This is a genomic window from Acidianus manzaensis, from assembly GCF_002116695.1.
Classification (GTDB): Archaea; Thermoproteota; Thermoprotei_A; order Sulfolobales; family Sulfolobaceae; genus Acidianus; species Acidianus manzaensis.
In genome coordinates this window covers 1,393,742-1,411,205 of record NZ_CP020477.1, presented here as the reverse complement: position 1 = coordinate 1,411,205, position 17,464 = coordinate 1,393,742, and the positions used below count along the sequence as shown (strand labels likewise).

General features: G+C 30.3%; 18 protein-coding genes, 2 tRNA genes and 1 rRNA gene. 8 read left to right on the top strand and 13 right to left on the bottom strand.

Going from position 1 to position 17,464, the window contains the following annotated elements:
* Positions 1-11 precede the first annotated feature (11 nt).
* The 10 genes from B6F84_RS06665 to map form a co-directional block, all read right to left on the bottom strand.
* A tRNA-Asn gene (locus B6F84_RS06665) sits at positions 12-98 on the bottom strand.
* A 170-nt stretch (positions 99-268) separates the two neighbouring features.
* Positions 269-344: transfer RNA gene (locus tag B6F84_RS06660), tRNA-Pro, on the bottom strand.
* 153 nt (positions 345-497) lie between these two features.
* Positions 498-875, bottom strand: coding sequence for a 50S ribosomal protein L7Ae (rpl7ae, locus tag B6F84_RS06655; protein ID WP_148691527.1), 378 nt, complete (start codon positions 873-875; stop codon positions 498-500).
* 66 nt (positions 876-941) lie between these two features.
* The gene (locus B6F84_RS06650) at positions 942-2,651 is read right to left on the bottom strand and encodes a glutamate--tRNA ligase (RefSeq protein WP_148691526.1); all 1,710 of its coding nucleotides are present in this window, start codon (positions 2,649-2,651) and stop codon (positions 942-944) included.
* Positions 2,642-3,322 carry a phosphoglycolate phosphatase gene (locus B6F84_RS06645; protein WP_148691525.1) on the bottom strand — a complete coding sequence of 227 codons (681 nt, stop codon included), beginning with the start codon at positions 3,320-3,322 and terminating at the stop codon, positions 2,642-2,644. The genes B6F84_RS06650 and B6F84_RS06645 overlap by 10 nt, the downstream gene beginning before the upstream one ends.
* The gene (locus tag B6F84_RS06640) at positions 3,319-4,497 is read right to left on the bottom strand and encodes an HD domain-containing protein (RefSeq protein WP_148691524.1); all 1,179 of its coding nucleotides are present in this window, start codon (positions 4,495-4,497) and stop codon (positions 3,319-3,321) included. Before B6F84_RS06640 ends, B6F84_RS06645 begins: the two co-directional genes overlap by 4 nt.
* Before the next feature lie 32 nt (positions 4,498-4,529).
* Positions 4,530-4,648, bottom strand: a 5S ribosomal RNA gene (gene rrf / locus B6F84_RS06635).
* A 33-nt stretch (positions 4,649-4,681) separates the two neighbouring features.
* Positions 4,682-4,882 (bottom strand): hypothetical protein, encoded by a 201-nt coding sequence (locus B6F84_RS06630; protein ID WP_420807153.1) that lies wholly within the window; start codon positions 4,880-4,882, stop codon positions 4,682-4,684.
* 6 nt (positions 4,883-4,888) lie between these two features.
* A complete protein-coding gene (locus tag B6F84_RS06625) occupies positions 4,889-6,049 on the bottom strand; it encodes a DUF1512 domain-containing protein (protein ID WP_148691523.1) in 1,161 nt (386 codons plus the stop codon).
* 517 nt (positions 6,050-6,566) lie between these two features.
* Positions 6,567-7,460, bottom strand: a complete 894-nt coding sequence (gene map, locus B6F84_RS06620; protein ID WP_148691522.1) for a type II methionyl aminopeptidase — start codon at positions 7,458-7,460, stop codon at positions 6,567-6,569.
* Between the two features lie 38 nt (positions 7,461-7,498).
* On the opposite strand from map, the gene B6F84_RS06615 reads away from it, so the two are divergent.
* From B6F84_RS06615 to B6F84_RS13845, 4 genes are read left to right on the top strand one after another with little or no spacing between them, the layout of a single operon-like run.
* Entirely contained in the window at positions 7,499-8,179 is a 681-nt protein-coding gene (locus B6F84_RS06615; RefSeq protein WP_148691521.1) for a metal-dependent hydrolase, read from the top strand.
* 6 nt (positions 8,180-8,185) lie between these two features.
* Positions 8,186-9,592 (top strand): phenylalanine--tRNA ligase subunit alpha, encoded by a 1,407-nt coding sequence (gene pheS / locus B6F84_RS06610; protein WP_148691520.1) that lies wholly within the window; start codon positions 8,186-8,188, stop codon positions 9,590-9,592.
* Entirely contained in the window at positions 9,593-11,215 is a 1,623-nt protein-coding gene (pheT, locus tag B6F84_RS06605) for a phenylalanine--tRNA ligase subunit beta (RefSeq protein ID WP_187152651.1), read from the top strand.
* Positions 11,216-11,977 carry an alpha/beta fold hydrolase gene (locus tag B6F84_RS13845; RefSeq protein ID WP_187152650.1) on the top strand — a complete coding sequence of 254 codons (762 nt, stop codon included), beginning with the start codon at positions 11,216-11,218 and terminating at the stop codon, positions 11,975-11,977.
* Here the strand turns inward: B6F84_RS13845 and B6F84_RS06600 are convergent.
* Positions 11,964-12,752: a nicotinamide mononucleotide deamidase-related protein gene (locus B6F84_RS06600; protein ID WP_148691519.1), complete on the bottom strand. Its 789-nt coding sequence runs from the start codon at positions 12,750-12,752 to the stop codon at positions 11,964-11,966. The two genes, B6F84_RS13845 and B6F84_RS06600, sit on opposite strands and share 14 nt — an antisense overlap.
* Positions 12,753-12,787: 35 nt before the next feature.
* On the opposite strand from B6F84_RS06600, the gene B6F84_RS06595 reads away from it, so the two are divergent.
* Entirely contained in the window at positions 12,788-13,996 is a 1,209-nt protein-coding gene (locus tag B6F84_RS06595) for an aminotransferase-like domain-containing protein (RefSeq protein WP_148691518.1), read from the top strand.
* Here the strand turns inward: B6F84_RS06595 and B6F84_RS06590 are convergent.
* Positions 13,988-14,845: an MDR/zinc-dependent alcohol dehydrogenase-like family protein gene (locus B6F84_RS06590; RefSeq protein WP_148691517.1), complete on the bottom strand. Its 858-nt coding sequence runs from the start codon at positions 14,843-14,845 to the stop codon at positions 13,988-13,990. The two genes, B6F84_RS06595 and B6F84_RS06590, sit on opposite strands and share 9 nt — an antisense overlap.
* Before the next feature lie 53 nt (positions 14,846-14,898).
* On the opposite strand from B6F84_RS06590, the gene B6F84_RS06585 reads away from it, so the two are divergent.
* Positions 14,899-15,255, top strand: a complete 357-nt coding sequence (locus tag B6F84_RS06585; RefSeq protein WP_148691516.1) for a hypothetical protein — start codon at positions 14,899-14,901, stop codon at positions 15,253-15,255.
* Here B6F84_RS06585 and B6F84_RS06580 read toward each other — a convergent pair.
* Positions 15,229-15,618 (bottom strand): hypothetical protein, encoded by a 390-nt coding sequence (locus B6F84_RS06580; protein ID WP_148691515.1) that lies wholly within the window; start codon positions 15,616-15,618, stop codon positions 15,229-15,231. The genes B6F84_RS06585 and B6F84_RS06580 overlap by 27 nt on opposite strands.
* Before the next feature lie 62 nt (positions 15,619-15,680).
* Here B6F84_RS06580 and B6F84_RS06575 point away from each other — a divergent pair, with 62 nt between their 5' ends.
* Together B6F84_RS06575 and B6F84_RS06570 are read left to right on the top strand one after the other, a co-directional pair.
* On the top strand, positions 15,681-16,379 hold the full coding sequence (locus B6F84_RS06575) for a DUF2192 domain-containing protein (RefSeq protein WP_148691514.1): 699 nt from the start codon (positions 15,681-15,683) through the stop codon (positions 16,377-16,379).
* Positions 16,380-16,414: 35 nt separating this feature from the next.
* Positions 16,415-17,317: a CBS domain-containing protein gene (locus B6F84_RS06570; RefSeq protein ID WP_148691513.1), complete on the top strand. Its 903-nt coding sequence runs from the start codon at positions 16,415-16,417 to the stop codon at positions 17,315-17,317.
* Positions 17,318-17,464: the final 147 nt, after the last annotated feature.

Below are 17,464 nucleotides of genomic sequence, written 5' to 3'. Positions count from 1 at the left end.
TTGGAGCAACACGCCGCAGAGAGGATTCGAACCTCTGACCGCCCGGTTACTGCAAAGGGTTTAACAGCCGGGCGCTCTTCCAGCTGAGCTACTGCGGCATTCTAATAATAGATTTTGGATCTTTTTAACATTTTTGCCCTAAAAAACTATGCTTAGATTTTTATGTAATAGTTTGATCCGTGCTAGATTATATCTTGTTATACTAATTAATAAACTTATTAATAAAAACTAAAATATAATTTTATAATAATAAGATAGATTTTTAGTATGGGGCTGGGGGGATTTGAACCCCCGACCACCAGGGCCCAAGCCTGGCGTCCTAGACCTGGCTAGACTACAGCCCCATTCACCTAAATCCGTAAATAATAAAGTATAATTGTAGATTAAAAAGCTTTTGCGCATTGCTGATAAATAAAGAAGTTACAATAAATATAATCAGTAAAAAATAAATATGTATTAATATGGATATTTAACAAAAGAGAAAGATATAAAAAAGTTTAGCTAGATTTTCCTATTTCTGATAGTTTTTTAGTTATCTCGTTTATGTCGTCTTTTGCTTGTCCTGGGTCAATTATTGCTGCTGCAGCTGCTGCTACTTGTAAACCGCATGCTTCTCCTAATGCTTTCTTATTTGGTATATAGATGTATGGTACCTTTTTTTCATCGCATAATCCTGGTAAATGAGCTACTATTTCTTCTGGTTCTACGTCAGCAGCTATATATACTAGTTTAGCTTGTCCTCTTTCTATTGCTTTTGTTGTTTCATTGGTGCCTTTTTTTATTTTTCCAGTTTCTTTAGCTTTTTTTAATGCTTCTAATGCTTTATCTGATAGTTCTTGTGGTACTTCAAATTTTACATATGTAGGTTTAGACATTGCGTTCATCCTCCTTTTTTGTCACGCAAAGTGAATAAGTAATAAGAGAAATTAAAAAGCTATCTTTTAGTCGTGAGAGTAGACTACTTTAATACTATCTTTATTCTTTTCATCAATTCTTACAAATCCATATCTGATAAATTGTACTATTTCATTTACGTTTAACGTTAAAGCATAGTGTTCAGCAATTCCATTAATAGTATTGAGAGTTTGATTGTCGTCTGTTTTTAGAACTGCGACATTTACTCCTTCGTCTTTTTTAATCCACTGAACTATTTTAGCGTTTAGTTTTTTCGCGCTTTCTATATCTTTGCTAATGTAATTTAAAGTATGATTGCTTTTATCAACTTTAACGTTACATAATTCTAGAAGTCTAATTATGCTACCTTCTTCTGCATCTTGATTATTAAGTAATATTTTATCATTTGGTTTGACTTTAATTTCTCTATATTCTTTTTCTGATGGATATAATGGTATTTTTGCTGTCATTTCTTCTGGTATACGTAGACTAAACTCTGAGTAATTATCCACGAACATAATTCTTTTAGCTATGGGGTCGAGTTTTTTCCTATTTAATGAGGCTATATTTTCAAAGCTTATTGTTGCATCTGATGGTTTAATTCCTACTTCTATTATTATTTCTCTTATTGTTTCAGGTAAAATTCCTCTTCTTCTTAAACCTGATATTGTAGGTAATCTTGGATCATCTTTTGTAGTCCCTTTTTCTAACAGTCCTTTTATTTTTGATTTGCTCATCATAAATCCTTCTAATTTTAGTCTGCCAAATTCTTGCACTTCTGGCATATTCCAACCTAAATAGTTATATATCCATTTCTGTTTGTCTGCATTAGCCATATGTTCTTTTGCTCTTAAAATATGACTAACATTAAAGTCATGATCATCTACAACTGTCGCAAAATTATATGTTGGCCAGACCCAATATTTATCTCCAGTTATTGGATGAGGATTTTTTTCTGTGTTTATTATTCTGGCCATTACCCAATCTATTTTCGAAGGATCTGGATCATTAAGATCAGTTTTTATTCTTAATACTGCTTTTCCTTCATCAAATTCTCTATTAAGCATTTTATCCCATAGTTCAAGATTGTATTCTGCTGATTTATCTCTATTAAGACATTCTAAATTGAATTTTTTATGTATTTTCATCTGTTTGAATTCTTCTTCACTACATGTATCTACATAAGCATATCTCTTAGAAATTAATTCTTTTGCAATCTCATAATATCTTTCAAATCTAGAAGATGCTGAAAATTCTATGTTCCATTTTATTCCTAGCCATTGTAGATCTTCTTCAATCCATTTATAAGCTTCTTTAATTGGTTTTTTTACCTTAGGATCTGTATCGTCAAATCTTAGTATAAAGTCTCCGTTATACATACTAGCATATTCGTAAGATAATATGGCTGCTCTTGCATTGCCTAAATGTATTGGTCCATCTGGATTTGGGGCAAATCTTGTTATAACTTTTCCCTTAACATTAGGTAATGGTGGTAAACTTTTTTTCTCTTCTGTTTTCTTTTTCTCTTCTAGCATTTCTGGGAATTTAGTTTCAATTTCTTTCTTTTGATCTTCTATAGTCATAGAATTTACTTTGTCTACTATTTCTTTTACTTTTGATACTACTTCTTTTGGATTTTTCTTAAGATCGGGTCTTTCTCCCATTACTTTACTTACTACTGGTCCTACTGCTGCTTTTCCATTGTGTTTTATAGCGTTATCTAAAGCATACTTGTAAATTAGATCTTCTAGCTCCATATTTTTCCCTCTATTAACATTTTAGCAAACTCTTTTACGCCTTCTCCACTTTTTAGATTTAAGATTAAATTAGCTTTCTCTTTTAATTTCTCATCAGAATTAGATACAGCTACTTTTAAACCGACTTCATTAAACATATCTATATCAGTTAATGAATCACCTATTGCTGCTACTTCATTTTTATCGAGGTTATATAATTCTATTAGCTTTCTGACTCCAATAGCTTTTCCAGCTGGTTTCATTGCTATATGTACAGCATATCCTGAAGAATTGATGTAAATATTCTTTTCTTCTGCCCATCTTTTCATTTCTTCAGTTAGAATTGCTGGATTAAATCCGAAATCGCATTCTCTATATTCGTTCTGCCAGCTATCTTTAACGTTAAACTTTTCTTTGAATTCTTGAATTAGATTTCTGTCCATTTTCTTACATACTGTTATTTTTTGTTTGAAGTGCAGAACACATCCATTTTCAGCGACTAATCCTCCAGAAAATCCAAAATAAGTGGTTAATCCTCGTATAACTGGATATGAATTTCCGCTTACTATAGCTATTTTTATTCCTCTATCTTCCAACAATCTAAGATATTCTATTGCGCTTAAGTTCACTTTAAAAGTAGATTTGTCTAAAGTTAACGTTCCATCTAAATCTGTTAAAACTAGTTTTATCAACTTATGATTTCCCTCGCTTTTTTAGCATATTCATAATCAACGTAAACTCTTCTTATTATAATATTTTCTGGTATTTCATGTAGTAAAGTAGCAGAATAATCTTTTACTTTTCTTTCTTTTCCCTTAGATAATATTTTTATTCTATTTTTATTTATTATTGAGATTTTCTCTTCCAAAGGGTAAATTGATTCTTGTGGTATTCCAGTTTTCTCTAGCTGAGAAACTATATCGTCTAGATAACTCTCTTCCTCTTTATAACTTACTTCTTCATAAACTACTTTTGGTCCTTTACGGTCCATAAAATTCTTAATTCTCTGAATTAAGGACACTGGAATATTTTGTGATAGGCAATGATATAAACTAGATATTATTAGCTCATCATCCCAATAAGATATTAAATTCTGATCTACTAGTTCTTTTATATATTTTATATTCTTAAACTCGTTATTACAATAATCTAGAATCTCTGAAAAAATCTTTCTTAAGAAAAGTTCATATCCTAAAATAGTCTTATGATAATATACTGCTTGATACATGTGAAGTCTTGAAATGTAAAAGTTTTCTAAGCTTATAATGCCTTTATCTTGTATTGTTATTCCATCTTTAGTATAGAATATAGTATCTATTAGCCTATCTAGATCTAATTTACCTAGTTGAACTCCTGTATGTCTAGAATCTCTTATTAAATAGTCTATTCTATCTACATCAACTTCACCATCTATTATTGAAGATAATAATGAATTTCCATTATATATGTCTAGAATTTTATTAATATCTAGACCATTATCATTTAAAATATCTCTTATTATAGATTTTGCTAATATATACTCTCGTAACTCTTTGTTTCCAAATCCTTGTAATAGGTAATATCCCTCTATTGCATGACTAAATGGAAATTGGCCTATGTCATGTAATAACGATGCTATTTTTAATGTTAATAATTCATCGTCAGAAATAGTATTTTCTTTATAGAGTTTTTCTCCAACTTTAGTAGCCAAATAGTATGTTCCTAAAGAATGACTAAATCTAGTATGTGTAGCTCCAGGATAAACTATGTATGCTAAGCTAGTCTGTTTAATTCTTCTTAATCTTTGGAATATTGATGAATCAATAAGTTTAACTTCTATATCATCAAGATCTATGTATCCATGAATTTCATCAAAAATTTTTTTCATGCATAAATTAGTGATCAAAAAGAATATAAAGTCCATCCCAGCTTGGCAAGGCTGCGGGCCCTTGCGGATCCCACTGCCAAGCCAACGTGGGGGACTTTACTTCCGGGTTCGAGATGAGTCCGGGTGTTGCTCCCCCACTATGGCCGGGTGGACAAACTATAATATATCAGAATAGTATAAAAAATTATCTTTTAGGTTCTGCTATCTTTACAGCGTATATTCCTGCAATGTATAATTTTCCTCCATCTTTTGGGCAAGTTCCTACTATTTTAGGTACAAAATCACCTTCTTGGAAGTCTCTTTCTAAAGTATAATCGCATGACATGCATTTTATTAACGTTTTAGTTATTAATGGTTGTTTATTTTGATCAGAGGAAATTGCCATATACAATCACTGTGCTATTCCTGCTGTATTTCCTACGCCTAATAATACTATTGTGTCTCCGGGTTTCGTTCTTTCTAATATCAAATTCTTTACATATGCTACTACTTTATCTGCCGCCTCATATACTTCTTTTCTCATTTCAGTTATGGCTTCTTCCATACTCATTTTTACTATTACAGCATCTATTGGTATATTGTATTTTGCAGCAACTCTTTCTATTGCTATTTTTTCTGGACCTGGATCACCCATCGCTACACCCATTCCTTCTGCTATACTACCAGTATCTTCTCCTTCAAGTTTTAGTGCTGCATCTACGGTTATTATTCTGGAAACGCTATTTCCTTCTTTTTCTACTTTTTCAATTATATTTTGTACTGCTTCGCCTGGAGTGCCTACTGTAGCCATTGGTCCTTCGGCTTTTACTACTATTACTCTTCTTCCTTCAATTTCTGTAGTTCCTGCTATTGTATCTTTACTTGGTACCCATTTATCATTTATATTCATTAGAAATCTTGATGCAACTAATGGACCTAATCCATCTCCTACTGGTATTCCTTGTAAGAATACTTTTTGTGCTTTTGCGTATGCTTCAGCTAACTTAACATATATTGGTGCAACCATTTGAAGTTGATACATTAACATTATACTATTTAGTTTCTTGGCCATTATCAAGTAATGTCTAATTACTTTATATATCATGTTTAGTGCATTTACTACTTCAGTAGATATCTCTATTTGACTTCTGCTCATGGCATCTATGTTAGGATCATATTTTAGTATCATATTTCTAATTGTATCTTCATTGGCTCTCATTAATAATTTCATTCTGCTTATTATATCAGTAGGCTCTATATTTACTGGATCTATTACGAATCTATCTATTACTCTATCTATAAATCCTTTTGGATCTGGAAAATTCTTATCTTTTAATAATTTTTCTGCAATATTTCTAGAATCTTTTACATAATTTTCTAGCATATTGACACTTTTCTCTACATCTCTGCTGATAAACATTAATTGCGCTTTTTGACCTATTCCTGGTATAAATGATATCAGAATTATTACTGCAAAAAATATAAAGTATAGAAATTCAAAGAGCGCTGTCTGTGAATTTATTCCAGACGAACTTTGTGCTAGTGCTATTATATCAAACGGAATATATAACATATATCTTCTTGTTAGTATGCGATTTTTACCAAATTAAACTTTTACCAAAATGATTTTTATGGCTTGATTTTTCTTATTGTAATTATTATACATTTATACAATTTATATGCTAATTATGATAAGAATTATATCAGTTGGAATTAGATAATAAATTAGGACCTAATCGATAGTGGTAAACTCAAAATACTAACATAGAATAAATCTGCATAATTAAAAACGATTTATTAGATTTACTATGTTCTGATTAATAGCTTTAATGGATAAAGCTTATGAAGACCTAAATAATTTTTCTTTGATAACAAAAAGAAACATTCAATTTTGTACTTAACTTATGTTTTACATGGAATATAATTACTATATATGAAATTTTTAGCATTAATTCATCTTAAAATTGTCCTACTTGAATTTGCGTATTATATTAGAATTTATATAGTGTCATATTATAGTTTTCGCAAAATAACTTTAAAATAAACATTAGAAAATTTTAATATAATTCTTTTTGAATAATCTAAAAAGCTTAAGTAATTATAAGCGTTTGATCCTTATCTACATATACTGTATGTTCAAATTGTGATACCATTCCTTTCTTTACTTCTACTAGTACTGCGTAAGAATTAAGAGCTTTTTTCTTAGTTAGTGTTTTAAGCATTTTTTCTATTGTATTTCTATCACCTAAATCAGAGAGCCATCTTTCATTAAATGGTAATGTTTTAAATCTTTTTTCTATTACATCTAAGAATTGTTTTTCTTCTTCTGATAATCCTCTGATTGTGGCATTCCTTAACGAATAGATTGTTTCTGCTTTGCCTTCAATAACTTCTCCAAATCCATTAGTTGCAAATGGTTCTATAGCGTATGTATTTCCTTCCATTATTCTTCCGCCAAATCTCTCATGAACATTAGGCACAAATATTCCTGCATGCAACTCATATCTTTTTATTAAATGCCCTCCCAGATTTCTAATTGGAGAGAATCCATTTACTCTTATTACTTTTTCTATTACTTTACCTATTTCTCCCAAATCAGTTCCAGATTTAAAATTAGAAATAGCTGCATTTAATGCATCTTTCGAGGCCTCTGCAAGTCTTTCATATTTATCATCTAAAGTAACTGTAACTGCAGTGTCTGTGATATAGCCGTCTATATGGGCTCCTATATCTAGTTTAACTACTGCACCTTCTGGAATTATTTTATCGTCATCGATAATAGGGCTATAATGTGCAGCTTCATAATTTATAGATAAGTTACAAGGAAATGCAGGAAACGCGCCTTTTTCAATAATCATTTTTTCTACTGCTTCGCAAACGTCAAGTACTTTAGCTCCAGGTTTTATCATTTTTGCTCCAGCATCTCTAGCTTCTGCCGCAATTTTTCCTGCTTTTAGAAGAATTTTAAGTTCCTCGTCTGTCATAAATGAAGTTTTTATTTTCTTAGTTATAATTCTATCTCATGCCTCAATTAAGATGGTTAGGCCACGCAGCTACTGAATTAGATCTTTCAGGTAAGAAGATAATAATAGATCCTTTTATTAAGGAAAATCCAATGTGCCCAATAAAATTAAGCTATTTCAATGATTTTGATTTAATAATAGTAACGCATGATCATTATGACCATTTAGGTGATACTGTAGAAATAATGACTATGAATAAAAACATAATGCTTTATGCAACTTATGATTTAGAAGTTTACTTGAATAAGGAATTTAAAATACCTATGGAGAGAATGATTCCAGCAAATATAGGAGGGTCTGTAGATTTTAATGGCATAAAATTAGCTTTAACTCAAGCTATTCATTCTAGTGAACATAGTGATCCAACTGGTACTGTAGTTTCTGCTGATAATGTTACAATATATCATGCCGGTGATACTGGTTTGTTTGAAGGAATGAAGTTAATTGGAGAAGTATTTCAGCCTGATTATGCTTTATTGCCTATAGGTGGTAGGTTTACGATGGATCCAAAGCAAGCGTCATTTGCAGTGGATATGATAAAGCCTAAGAAAGGAGTTATTCCTATTCACTATAATACCTGGGATCTTATAAAAGTAGATCCAAATGAATTCTCACGCTTAGTTTCTTCAAAAGGATATAAGCCTATAGTTTTACAGCCTGGCGAAAGTATAGAGTTGTGATTTTTTATGTTAAGCGAAAATGAATTAAAGGTAATAGAATATTTAAAAAAATATAAAAAAGCTACATCTACTGACTTATCTTCTATTTTACCAGAGAGTTCAATATATAGTATAGTATATCTTCTGCAATCTAAAGGATATGTGACAGTAGATGAGAAAATAGAAGAGAAATATGAACTTACACAAGAAGGAGAAGAGAGATTAAAGAATGGATTGCCAGAGGATAAGCTTCTATCTCTGATCAAGGAGGGACCAAAAAGGATCCAAGAGATATCTTCAATTTTAGGAAAAGATACGAATATCGCATTAAATTGGGCAAAAAGAAAAGGAATAATAAAAATCGAGAATGGATTAGTCTATCCTTTAAGTAATGATTATAAATCTCCAGAGATAGAAATTATGAGGAAAATTAAAGATAATGAAGGTTTAACTCAAGACGAAATTAATAAATATATCAAAGAGTTAGAAGAGAGAAAGTTAATAAAGATAAAAAATATTAAAATTATATCTGTATCTCTAATTAAAGAACCAGAGGAAGAAAAAGCCATAACATTCTTAACTCCAGAAATTTTGCAAAATGGTGATTGGAAAAAATATATTTTTAGGGAGTATAATGTAGAGGCTCTTCCACCATTTTTGCCTATAGGAAAAAAACATTATTTTAAAGAATTTTTAGAGCATGTAAAAGATATCATGATTAGTTTAGGTTTTAGTGAAATTAAGAGCGATTATGTCGAATTAGAATTCTATAACTTTGATATGTTATTTCAGCCTCAAGATCATCCAGCAAGAGAGATTCATGACAGTTTTAGAATTTCAGGGTATGGAAAATTACCAAAAAGTGATCTTGTAAAGAGAGTAGAGGAAGTTCATGAAAAATGGTGGAGATATAATTGGAATGAAAATATTGCCAAAAATCTTGTTTTAAGAAGTCAGACTACTGCGACAACTGCTAGAATGTTATCAACTTCTCCATATAAGCCTATTAAAGTATTTACTATAGGTAAAGTATTTAGACCTGATGCTATTGATGCTACCCATTTGATAGAATTTCATCAGTTAGATGGATTAATAATAGATAAAGATTTCAACTTTAGGGAGTTATTATCGATTTTAAAGTCTATATTCGCTGAATTAGGTATTAAAGAAATTAAATTTAAACCTGGATATTTTCCATTTACTGAGCCAAGTGTTGAAATATATGGGTATATTCAAGGTTTAGGCTGGGTAGAAATGGCCGGAGCAGGACTACTTAGACCAGAAGTTACTGAGCCTGCTTCAGTTAGTATGCCAGCTGGAGCGTGGGGCTTAGGATTAGATAGGTTAGCTATGTTATTTTTAGGAATAAAAGATATAAGATATTTATATTCTGATAATATAGAATATTTAAGAAATAGAAAGGTGGAATATTGAATGGTAACTATTAATTTAAAAGAATCAAGATTAATGAATTTATTGAAAATAAGTGAAAAAGAATTAGAAGATGTTCTCTTTGATTTGAAGTCTGAAATAGAAAAAATAGGAGAAGACGAAATCTCAGTAGAGATAAATGCAGATAGATTAGATATGTTGAGTCCAGAAGGGATAAAAAGAGCTGTAGACGGTTTATTAGAAAGAAGATTAGGAGAGGCTAAATATGAAATTGTAAATACTGAATATACTTTAATAGTAGATGACGTAAAATCGAGACCATATGCTTTAGGAGCAATAGTTTATGACTTTAAACTTGATGATGACAGGTTAAAAGAAATTATTCAGTTTCAAGAGAAACTTCATGATACTATAGGCAGAAAAAGAAAAAAAGTTGCCATAGGAATTCATGATCTTCATAAGATAGATCAAAAAGTAATTAGATATAAAGAAGTGCCTTTAGATGCAGAATTTATTCCATTACATTCTACCACTAAAATGAAGATATCAGAAGTTTTACTTAATACTGAACAAGGGAAAATTTATGGTAATATTTCAATAAGAGATAATTATTCTCCTGCTATAGTTCAAGACGATGGTAACATATTAAGTATTCCTCCAGTTATTAATTCAGATAAAACTACTTTGGATGTAAATACACGTGATCTTTTTATTGATGTTACTGGTACTAATTTTGATGCTGTAGCTCAAACATTAGATATTCTTGTAAGTAATTTTGCAGAGGGCGGAGGTAAAATAGGTATTATAAAAGTTATTTCTCCGTTTGCTAATAAGTCTCCTTTATTAGTTCATAACAATATTTCAGTTAATTCTATTCAAGTAAATACTAGACTGGGTTTAAATCTAAGTGCTGAAGAAATGGCTAAATACATTTTGAAAATGAGGATGGATGCAAAAGTAAATAATGATTCCTTAGATATAGTTATTCCTCAATATAGAATAGACATAATGACATATGCTGATATTTCAGAGGATATAGCAATGGCTTATGGTTATAGGAATTTCAAATTGGATAATGTACATGTTGCAGAAACAGGAAACTTACTTTATATAACAAGGTTAGAAAGGGCTTTTAGAGAATTGGCTGTTGGAAGCAGTTTTCAAGAGATTTTTAATTTAATTTTAGCTAATACAGACTATTTATATGGTGATTATGTTAGAGTAGAAAATCCTATTTCCATGGAATATAATGCTATAAGGAACTCATTAATATGGGTAATGCTAAACTTTTTATCCAAAAATCAACACGCTAGATTTCCAATAAAAATTTTTGAAGTGGGTGATGTTGTAGTTAAATCTAATACTTCTGACACTGGTTTTATGAATAGTTCTAGAGCATGTTTAGCTATAATGGATAGTAAAGTTAGTTATGAATATTTACAGTCAATAGTTCATCAAATTATATATAATCTAGTAGGTAAAGAAGCTAAGTATATCAGAGAAGATAAAGAATATTTCATAAGAGGCAGGTCATCAAAGATTGTTTTAGCTGATAAGGAATTAGGAGAAATAGGAGAGATATCTCCAGAATTTTTAGTAAAATTCAATATCAAATACCCAGTAGTAATTTCGGAGATATATTTAGATAAAATAGGTGAGGTCTAAATGCCATTTATAATTCTAGATGATGTAAGAATTTATTACGAAAACTTAGGTAGTGGTAGACCATTAGTTTTTATTCATCATTTGGCAGGTTCATTCAAAAGCTGGATATTTCAAAATAAGTATTTTTCAAGTAAATATTCAGTTATTGTTTATGATCTTAGGGGTCACGGTAGGTCTTCAGTTTTAAATTATCCCTATTTAATAGAAGATCATTCAAAAGATCTTAAAGGCTTATTAGAATACTTGAGAATTGATAATCCAATAATAATAGGCCATTCTATAGGAACTTTAATAGCTTTAGATTATGCTACAAAATTTAACGTAGAAAAATTGGTACTGATAGGAGCATTATATAAAGCACCAGATCCAGATCCATATTATAATTACGTAAGAATCGCTACTAGTTTTGGTATGGAAGCTTTAGCTGAATATAGAAGGTTACATGGCGAGTTTTCTGAAGCTTTAATATCTAACTATACTGCATGGAATTTATTATTACAAGTTTATAAGGAGAATAATCCTTTAGGATATAAATATGCAGTAGAAGGATTACTCAAGTCTAAGGACTATTCTAATGATTTAAGTAAAATTGACGAAGATACATTACTTATTTATGGTTCTGAAGATAAATTATCGAAAAATGCAGAAATATTTAAGCAGAATATATCCAAACTGAAATTGAATATAATAAGTGGTTATGGACATTTTCTTAATTTTGAAGCTCCAGAAGAATTAAATAATGTTATATCTAACTTTCTATAACTCCACCTAGTTTTTTTACTATGTCTTTGATTTCAGTTAAGCACTCATCTATTTTCTTATTTATCTCTTCTTCATTACTACTGCTTCCTGCTATTTGAATTTCCAAGGATGGATTACTTAGTTCATATCCTCTCGGATGTGTCTTTATATAGAGATCATATTTCTTAACTAGCTGTTTTATATATGGAGCTATTGCCGACTCCATAACTTTATTTACCAGAATTGATTTTTCTTGATATTTTACATCTGGCTTTGTTTTTAAATATTTTTTTATGAAATTTTCTAATATATTTTCCATTTCTCTAGGAACTCCTGGAAGGGCTAGAATTTCTATATTATCATATATCGTATAAATGCCTGGTGCTATTCCTTGATCGTTCTCAACTGGTATTGAGTCTTTTGGCAAATAAGCCATCTTTTTCCTTTCTTCTGTGAGTTCTAATCCTAATTTTTGATATTTTTCCTTAATTTGATTTAATGCTAACTCGTTATATTCCAGGCTTCTATTTAAGCCTAAAGCTAGTCCTTCAGAAGTCTTATCATCGTATGTAGGACCTAATCCTCCAGTAGATACTATGAGTAAAGGTTTTCTATTTATTACTTCTCTAAATATTGACGATATTTCTTGTAGGTCATCCATTACTGTAGTTATTCTTCTTACTGTAAATCCTATGGATGTTAATCTTCTAGCTATATGTGAAGCATTAGTATTTATTGTTCTTCCACTAAGAATTTCATTTCCAATAGTTATTATTTCGGCTGTGTATGTTCTCACAAAATAATATATATCTAAAGTAGCTATTTATCATTATGGCTAAATGGGGTAAATTTCTATCTAAAGAATCGTCATTATTAAGAACTTCTGAAATTAGAGATTTATTAAAATTAACTGAAGGTAAAAATGTAATTAGCTTAGCAGGAGGCTTACCAGATCCTTCTACTTTTCCTGCAGAAGATATAAAGTCAATAACTGATTATGTTTTAGAGAATTTTGCTTCAAGAGCCTTACAATATTCAGCTACTGCTGGAATACCAGAATTAAGAAAGGAATTAGTTAACTTATCTAATCAGAGAGGAATCTCAGGAATAACTGAGAATAACATTTTTGTTACCGTTGGAAGTCAAGAAGCCTTATTCATGCTTTTCAATTTATTGGTTGATCCTAAAGATAACGTATTTGTAGAAATGCCTAGTTATTTAGCTGCCCTTAATATTCTAAGAGCTAGAAATCCAACCTTTCATGGTATTCCATTAACTGATCAAGGTCCAGATTTAGACGCTTTTGAAAACGAATTAAAGAGACTTACAGCAAATGGTGAAAAGATTAAATTATTATATATTATACCTACTGCTCAAAATCCTGGCGGTACTACATTAAGTTTAGATGGAAGAAAAAGAGTTTTAGAATTAGCCTCTAAATATGATTTCTTAATTGTTGAAGACGACGCTTATGGCTTTTTAGTTTTTGATGGAGATAGCCCAGCGCCAATTAAAGCACTAGACAAAGAAGGCAGAGTAATATATACTGGAACGTTTAGTAAAATTCTGGCACCAGGTTTCAGACTAGGCTGGATTTTAGCTGATGAAGAAATTATAGAAAGCGTTGAATTATATAAGCAAAATGTTGATCTTCATACTCCATCTTTTACTCAATTTATTGCAGCAGAAGCAATAAAAAGAAATGTTATTCAGAATAATTTGCCAAAAGTTAGACAATTATATAGAGAAAAAAGAGATGTAATGTTACAAGCTATTCAAGAATATTTCCCTAAGGAGGCTAGATGGTCTAAACCAGTAGGAGGAATGTTTGTATTTGCCTGGCTACCAAATAAGATCGATACATTAAACATGCTACCTAAGGCATTAGAGAAAGGTGTTGCTTATGTTCCAGGCTCCAGTTTCTACTACGATTATAGTGGAAGAAACACTATGAGGCTTAATTTCAGTTTTCCTGATAAGCAGAAGCTAGTAGAAGGGATAAAGATACTTAGTGATGTTATAAAAAGCGAATTAACGTAAAGCTTTCTCTATATCAACTATTACTCCTCTTTTTGATGTTGGTATAGATGAGATAATATCATCTGAATATCCTATATTTTCTTCAAAGAACTTGTCGGATATTACATCCTCTATTTCAGAAAATAATCCATTTATTTTCTTCGGATATACTTTTATTGTATTACTATTTGGGCATGTAGGAGGCCATGATTTTGCAAATATAGGAATAATTATTTTTCCATTATTTTCTAGTAATTTTTCAGCAGAATATCTTGCCCAGCTGTGCATAGTTGCTATTACGACTATATCCCATTTTTTATCTGTATCAGTTATTTCTTTAACACCATGTATATTACTATAGACTTCAGAATATAATGCAATATCAGAAGTAGATTTAGATAATAATATATATGTAAGTATTCCTATAATTCCTGCCCCTAATATTAGTACACTTTCTCCTTTAGAAATTTCTTCTATCTGTTTTGCAATAGAAAAAAATGGATATAATAATATTTTATCTGTATAATGTTCTGGTAATGGAATTATTGAATCCTCTGGAATTACTGCATTTTTAGTTAGTAAACCATCTATTTCTGTCCCTATTCCTCCATACTTTTCAGAGTAAGGTAAAACTAGAACTTCTTTTCCTTGAAGAGTGGGATCTACATCTATTCCTACATCATAGATCTTACCTATTCCAATACTTCCCAAAATAGTCCGTGGTCTAATCCAAAGCAAACCTAAGTATACTGAGTTCTCTATGAAGGATAGTAATACTTTTTTGGGTTTTATACTAATAAAGTCCTTATTTATTGGCTTTTCTACAATATCTTCAGCTATAATACCTTGGTTAAATATAATTGATAGCACAATATCTTAATATTTGGTTCCTCTTTTAAACCTTAGTAGAATATTTATCTAAGATGAAGGCAATTCATAATATTAGTAAAGAAGCTAGAGAGGATATAATAAGTATTCTGTTAGAGAATAGAAGTAAGAAGGAGTTAGCTAATGAGTTAGGAGTAACTCCTACTGCTATATTGAAATTTTCTAAGGGTGTAACTCATGCAAGCGATGAGACAATAGAGAAAGCCATTGAAATTTCAAATGAAGAAGAGAGAAAAAGAATAGTTGAAGTTATTCTTAATGATCTAATTTCTAGCTTAATTGAAATTATAAAGGAAAATCCAGAAATAGAAATTGAAAAAATCAATGAGCTAAGAAAAGTATTAGACGAAATTGAGAAAACTAGATTACTGGTTTCTTCTGGGTTCGTATAATGGGCATGAAATACATAGTTGATAGAATTTAGCTGTTATAACTCTTTTAGTTCCATCTTGTGCTACTGATATAGCATCTTCTGGTATTCCTAGTTTTGATGGATCACTTATATTCCACGCTTCACAGCTCCCTTGTGTTCCATGTCTGCATGTCTTTGATTTCCAGATTCCTTGAGATTCTGCTATTTTGAACCATCCTAGCGATTTCCATATTTTATCTATTTCTTCTTGTATTTTCTTCTGCGAATCTAAATCTAGTTGTTCGTGATTCTTTATTTCTTCTTCTATTTTTTTCACATTTTCTTCAATATCTGATGGAGAAACTAAAATTACGCTTGGTTTTAAACTATCTTCAACACTCATGATGATTTGCTTATATGCTATCCTTTTTAAGCAAAATTACATATTTATTCAAAGGATGTATAATGGTTAAAGAATTGTACAAGGATCGTATAAAGGTAATAAATGAGCTATGGGGTAAAATACTTGATAACTGGAAAAGCTTAAATAGAGAACAATTAATAGAACTTATTAAATTTATATATGAGCAAAATGGAATAAAACCATTTAGAGGTTTTAAATCTAGTAATTTGTACGAGAAAGAGTTAATAACAGTATATGTTATAGGTAAGGAAGGATTAGGACTTTATACAGATTATAAAGATGTTTTTGACCATTTATTTAATACAGAGGAAAAGTATGATGAGATCTCATCATTAATAACTAATTTTCCAGAAAAAGCATTCGAAAAAGCTAATGGAGATAAAGATATTCTAGCGAGAGCATTAAGGTTATTGTTTATTGAAGTTATTTTATCGTTTGCAGATGAAAGTAAATTGTCTATGGCATTAAGAAAACTTGATTCTTCTAATAACGATGCAATTAAACATACGGCTAAAAGTTTTGCTAGATTCTATACCGCTTTTAAATTAGCAGAAGGAATTGCAGAAGGCATAATTAGAGATAAAGTAAACTATATTGCGATGAAAAAAGCTATATCGATAAATATAGGCATAGATTATCCTTTACCCAAAGCGAATTATGTGGCTTTAATTTCTCAAGAAGTTTTCAATGTTAAACCAAAAGTTATCAAGAAAATTTTAGAAGTATCTCTAAAAACATAGAAGTTTTTAAGTAGTCTTTAAAATTATAATTTAGTATGCAGAATCTATCATCTACACAAAGGGAGATACTTTTAGCATTAGTAGAACTATATAACAAAGGAAAAAAGATGATAAAAAGTAAAGAAGTTGCTGACATGATAAGTAAAGACGAGGGCACAGTTAGAAACATTATACTAAGCTTAAAAGTGCTAGGATTAGTTGAATCAAAGCCAGGGCCTAATGGTGGATATTTGCCTACATTAAAAGCTTATGAATTCATTAAAAATCCTACTATCTCTCCGATTTTAGATAAGTTAAGCTTGTATAGAGGTAATATAGAGACTGATATAAAAGTTGAAAATGTAGAATTAATGGACGTTACTAATCCATCGGGAAACAAGGTTATCCTTAAAGTCACCGGAGACTTAAGGAAAATAAGATCTGGAGATTTAGTAAGATTAGGACCAACACCTTACAGTAGACTAGTAATTGAAGGTATTGTACTAAATGCAGATGATAATAGAAAAGAAATTCTGATTGACGTGAAAAGGATGATAAGTATACCAAAAGAAAAAGTAAGAAACATAATAGGTAAGAAATTAATTTCTCTAAAACCTGATATGACACTTAAAGATGCTGCTGTTATTCTTTATAAGGAAGGGATTAGAGGGGCACCAGTCTTAGGAGACGGGGAGAAAATTTTAGGCATAATCACAACTGCTGATATTATTAAAGCATTTTTCGAAGGTAACTATACATCAAAAGTTTCAGATTACATGAAAACTGATGTAATTTCAATTAGAGATGATGAAGACGTATTAGAAGCTATAAGAAAAATGATAATATATAACGTTGGTAGATTATTAGTAGTTGATATAGGTCAAAGAGTGATTGGTATAGTAACTAGAACAGATATATTAAAGTCTATAGCTGGATTAGAAGGTTTATGGGGAATTTAAAGAAAGAAAGATGCGGAATTATAGTAAATAATAAATTTTATGAGATAAACAATATTTCTGATAATCCTTTCGAATTTATTATGGACAGTGTTCAGCTTTATAGATTAATAAAAGATAACGACGATTTACAAGCTATAGTGCATACTC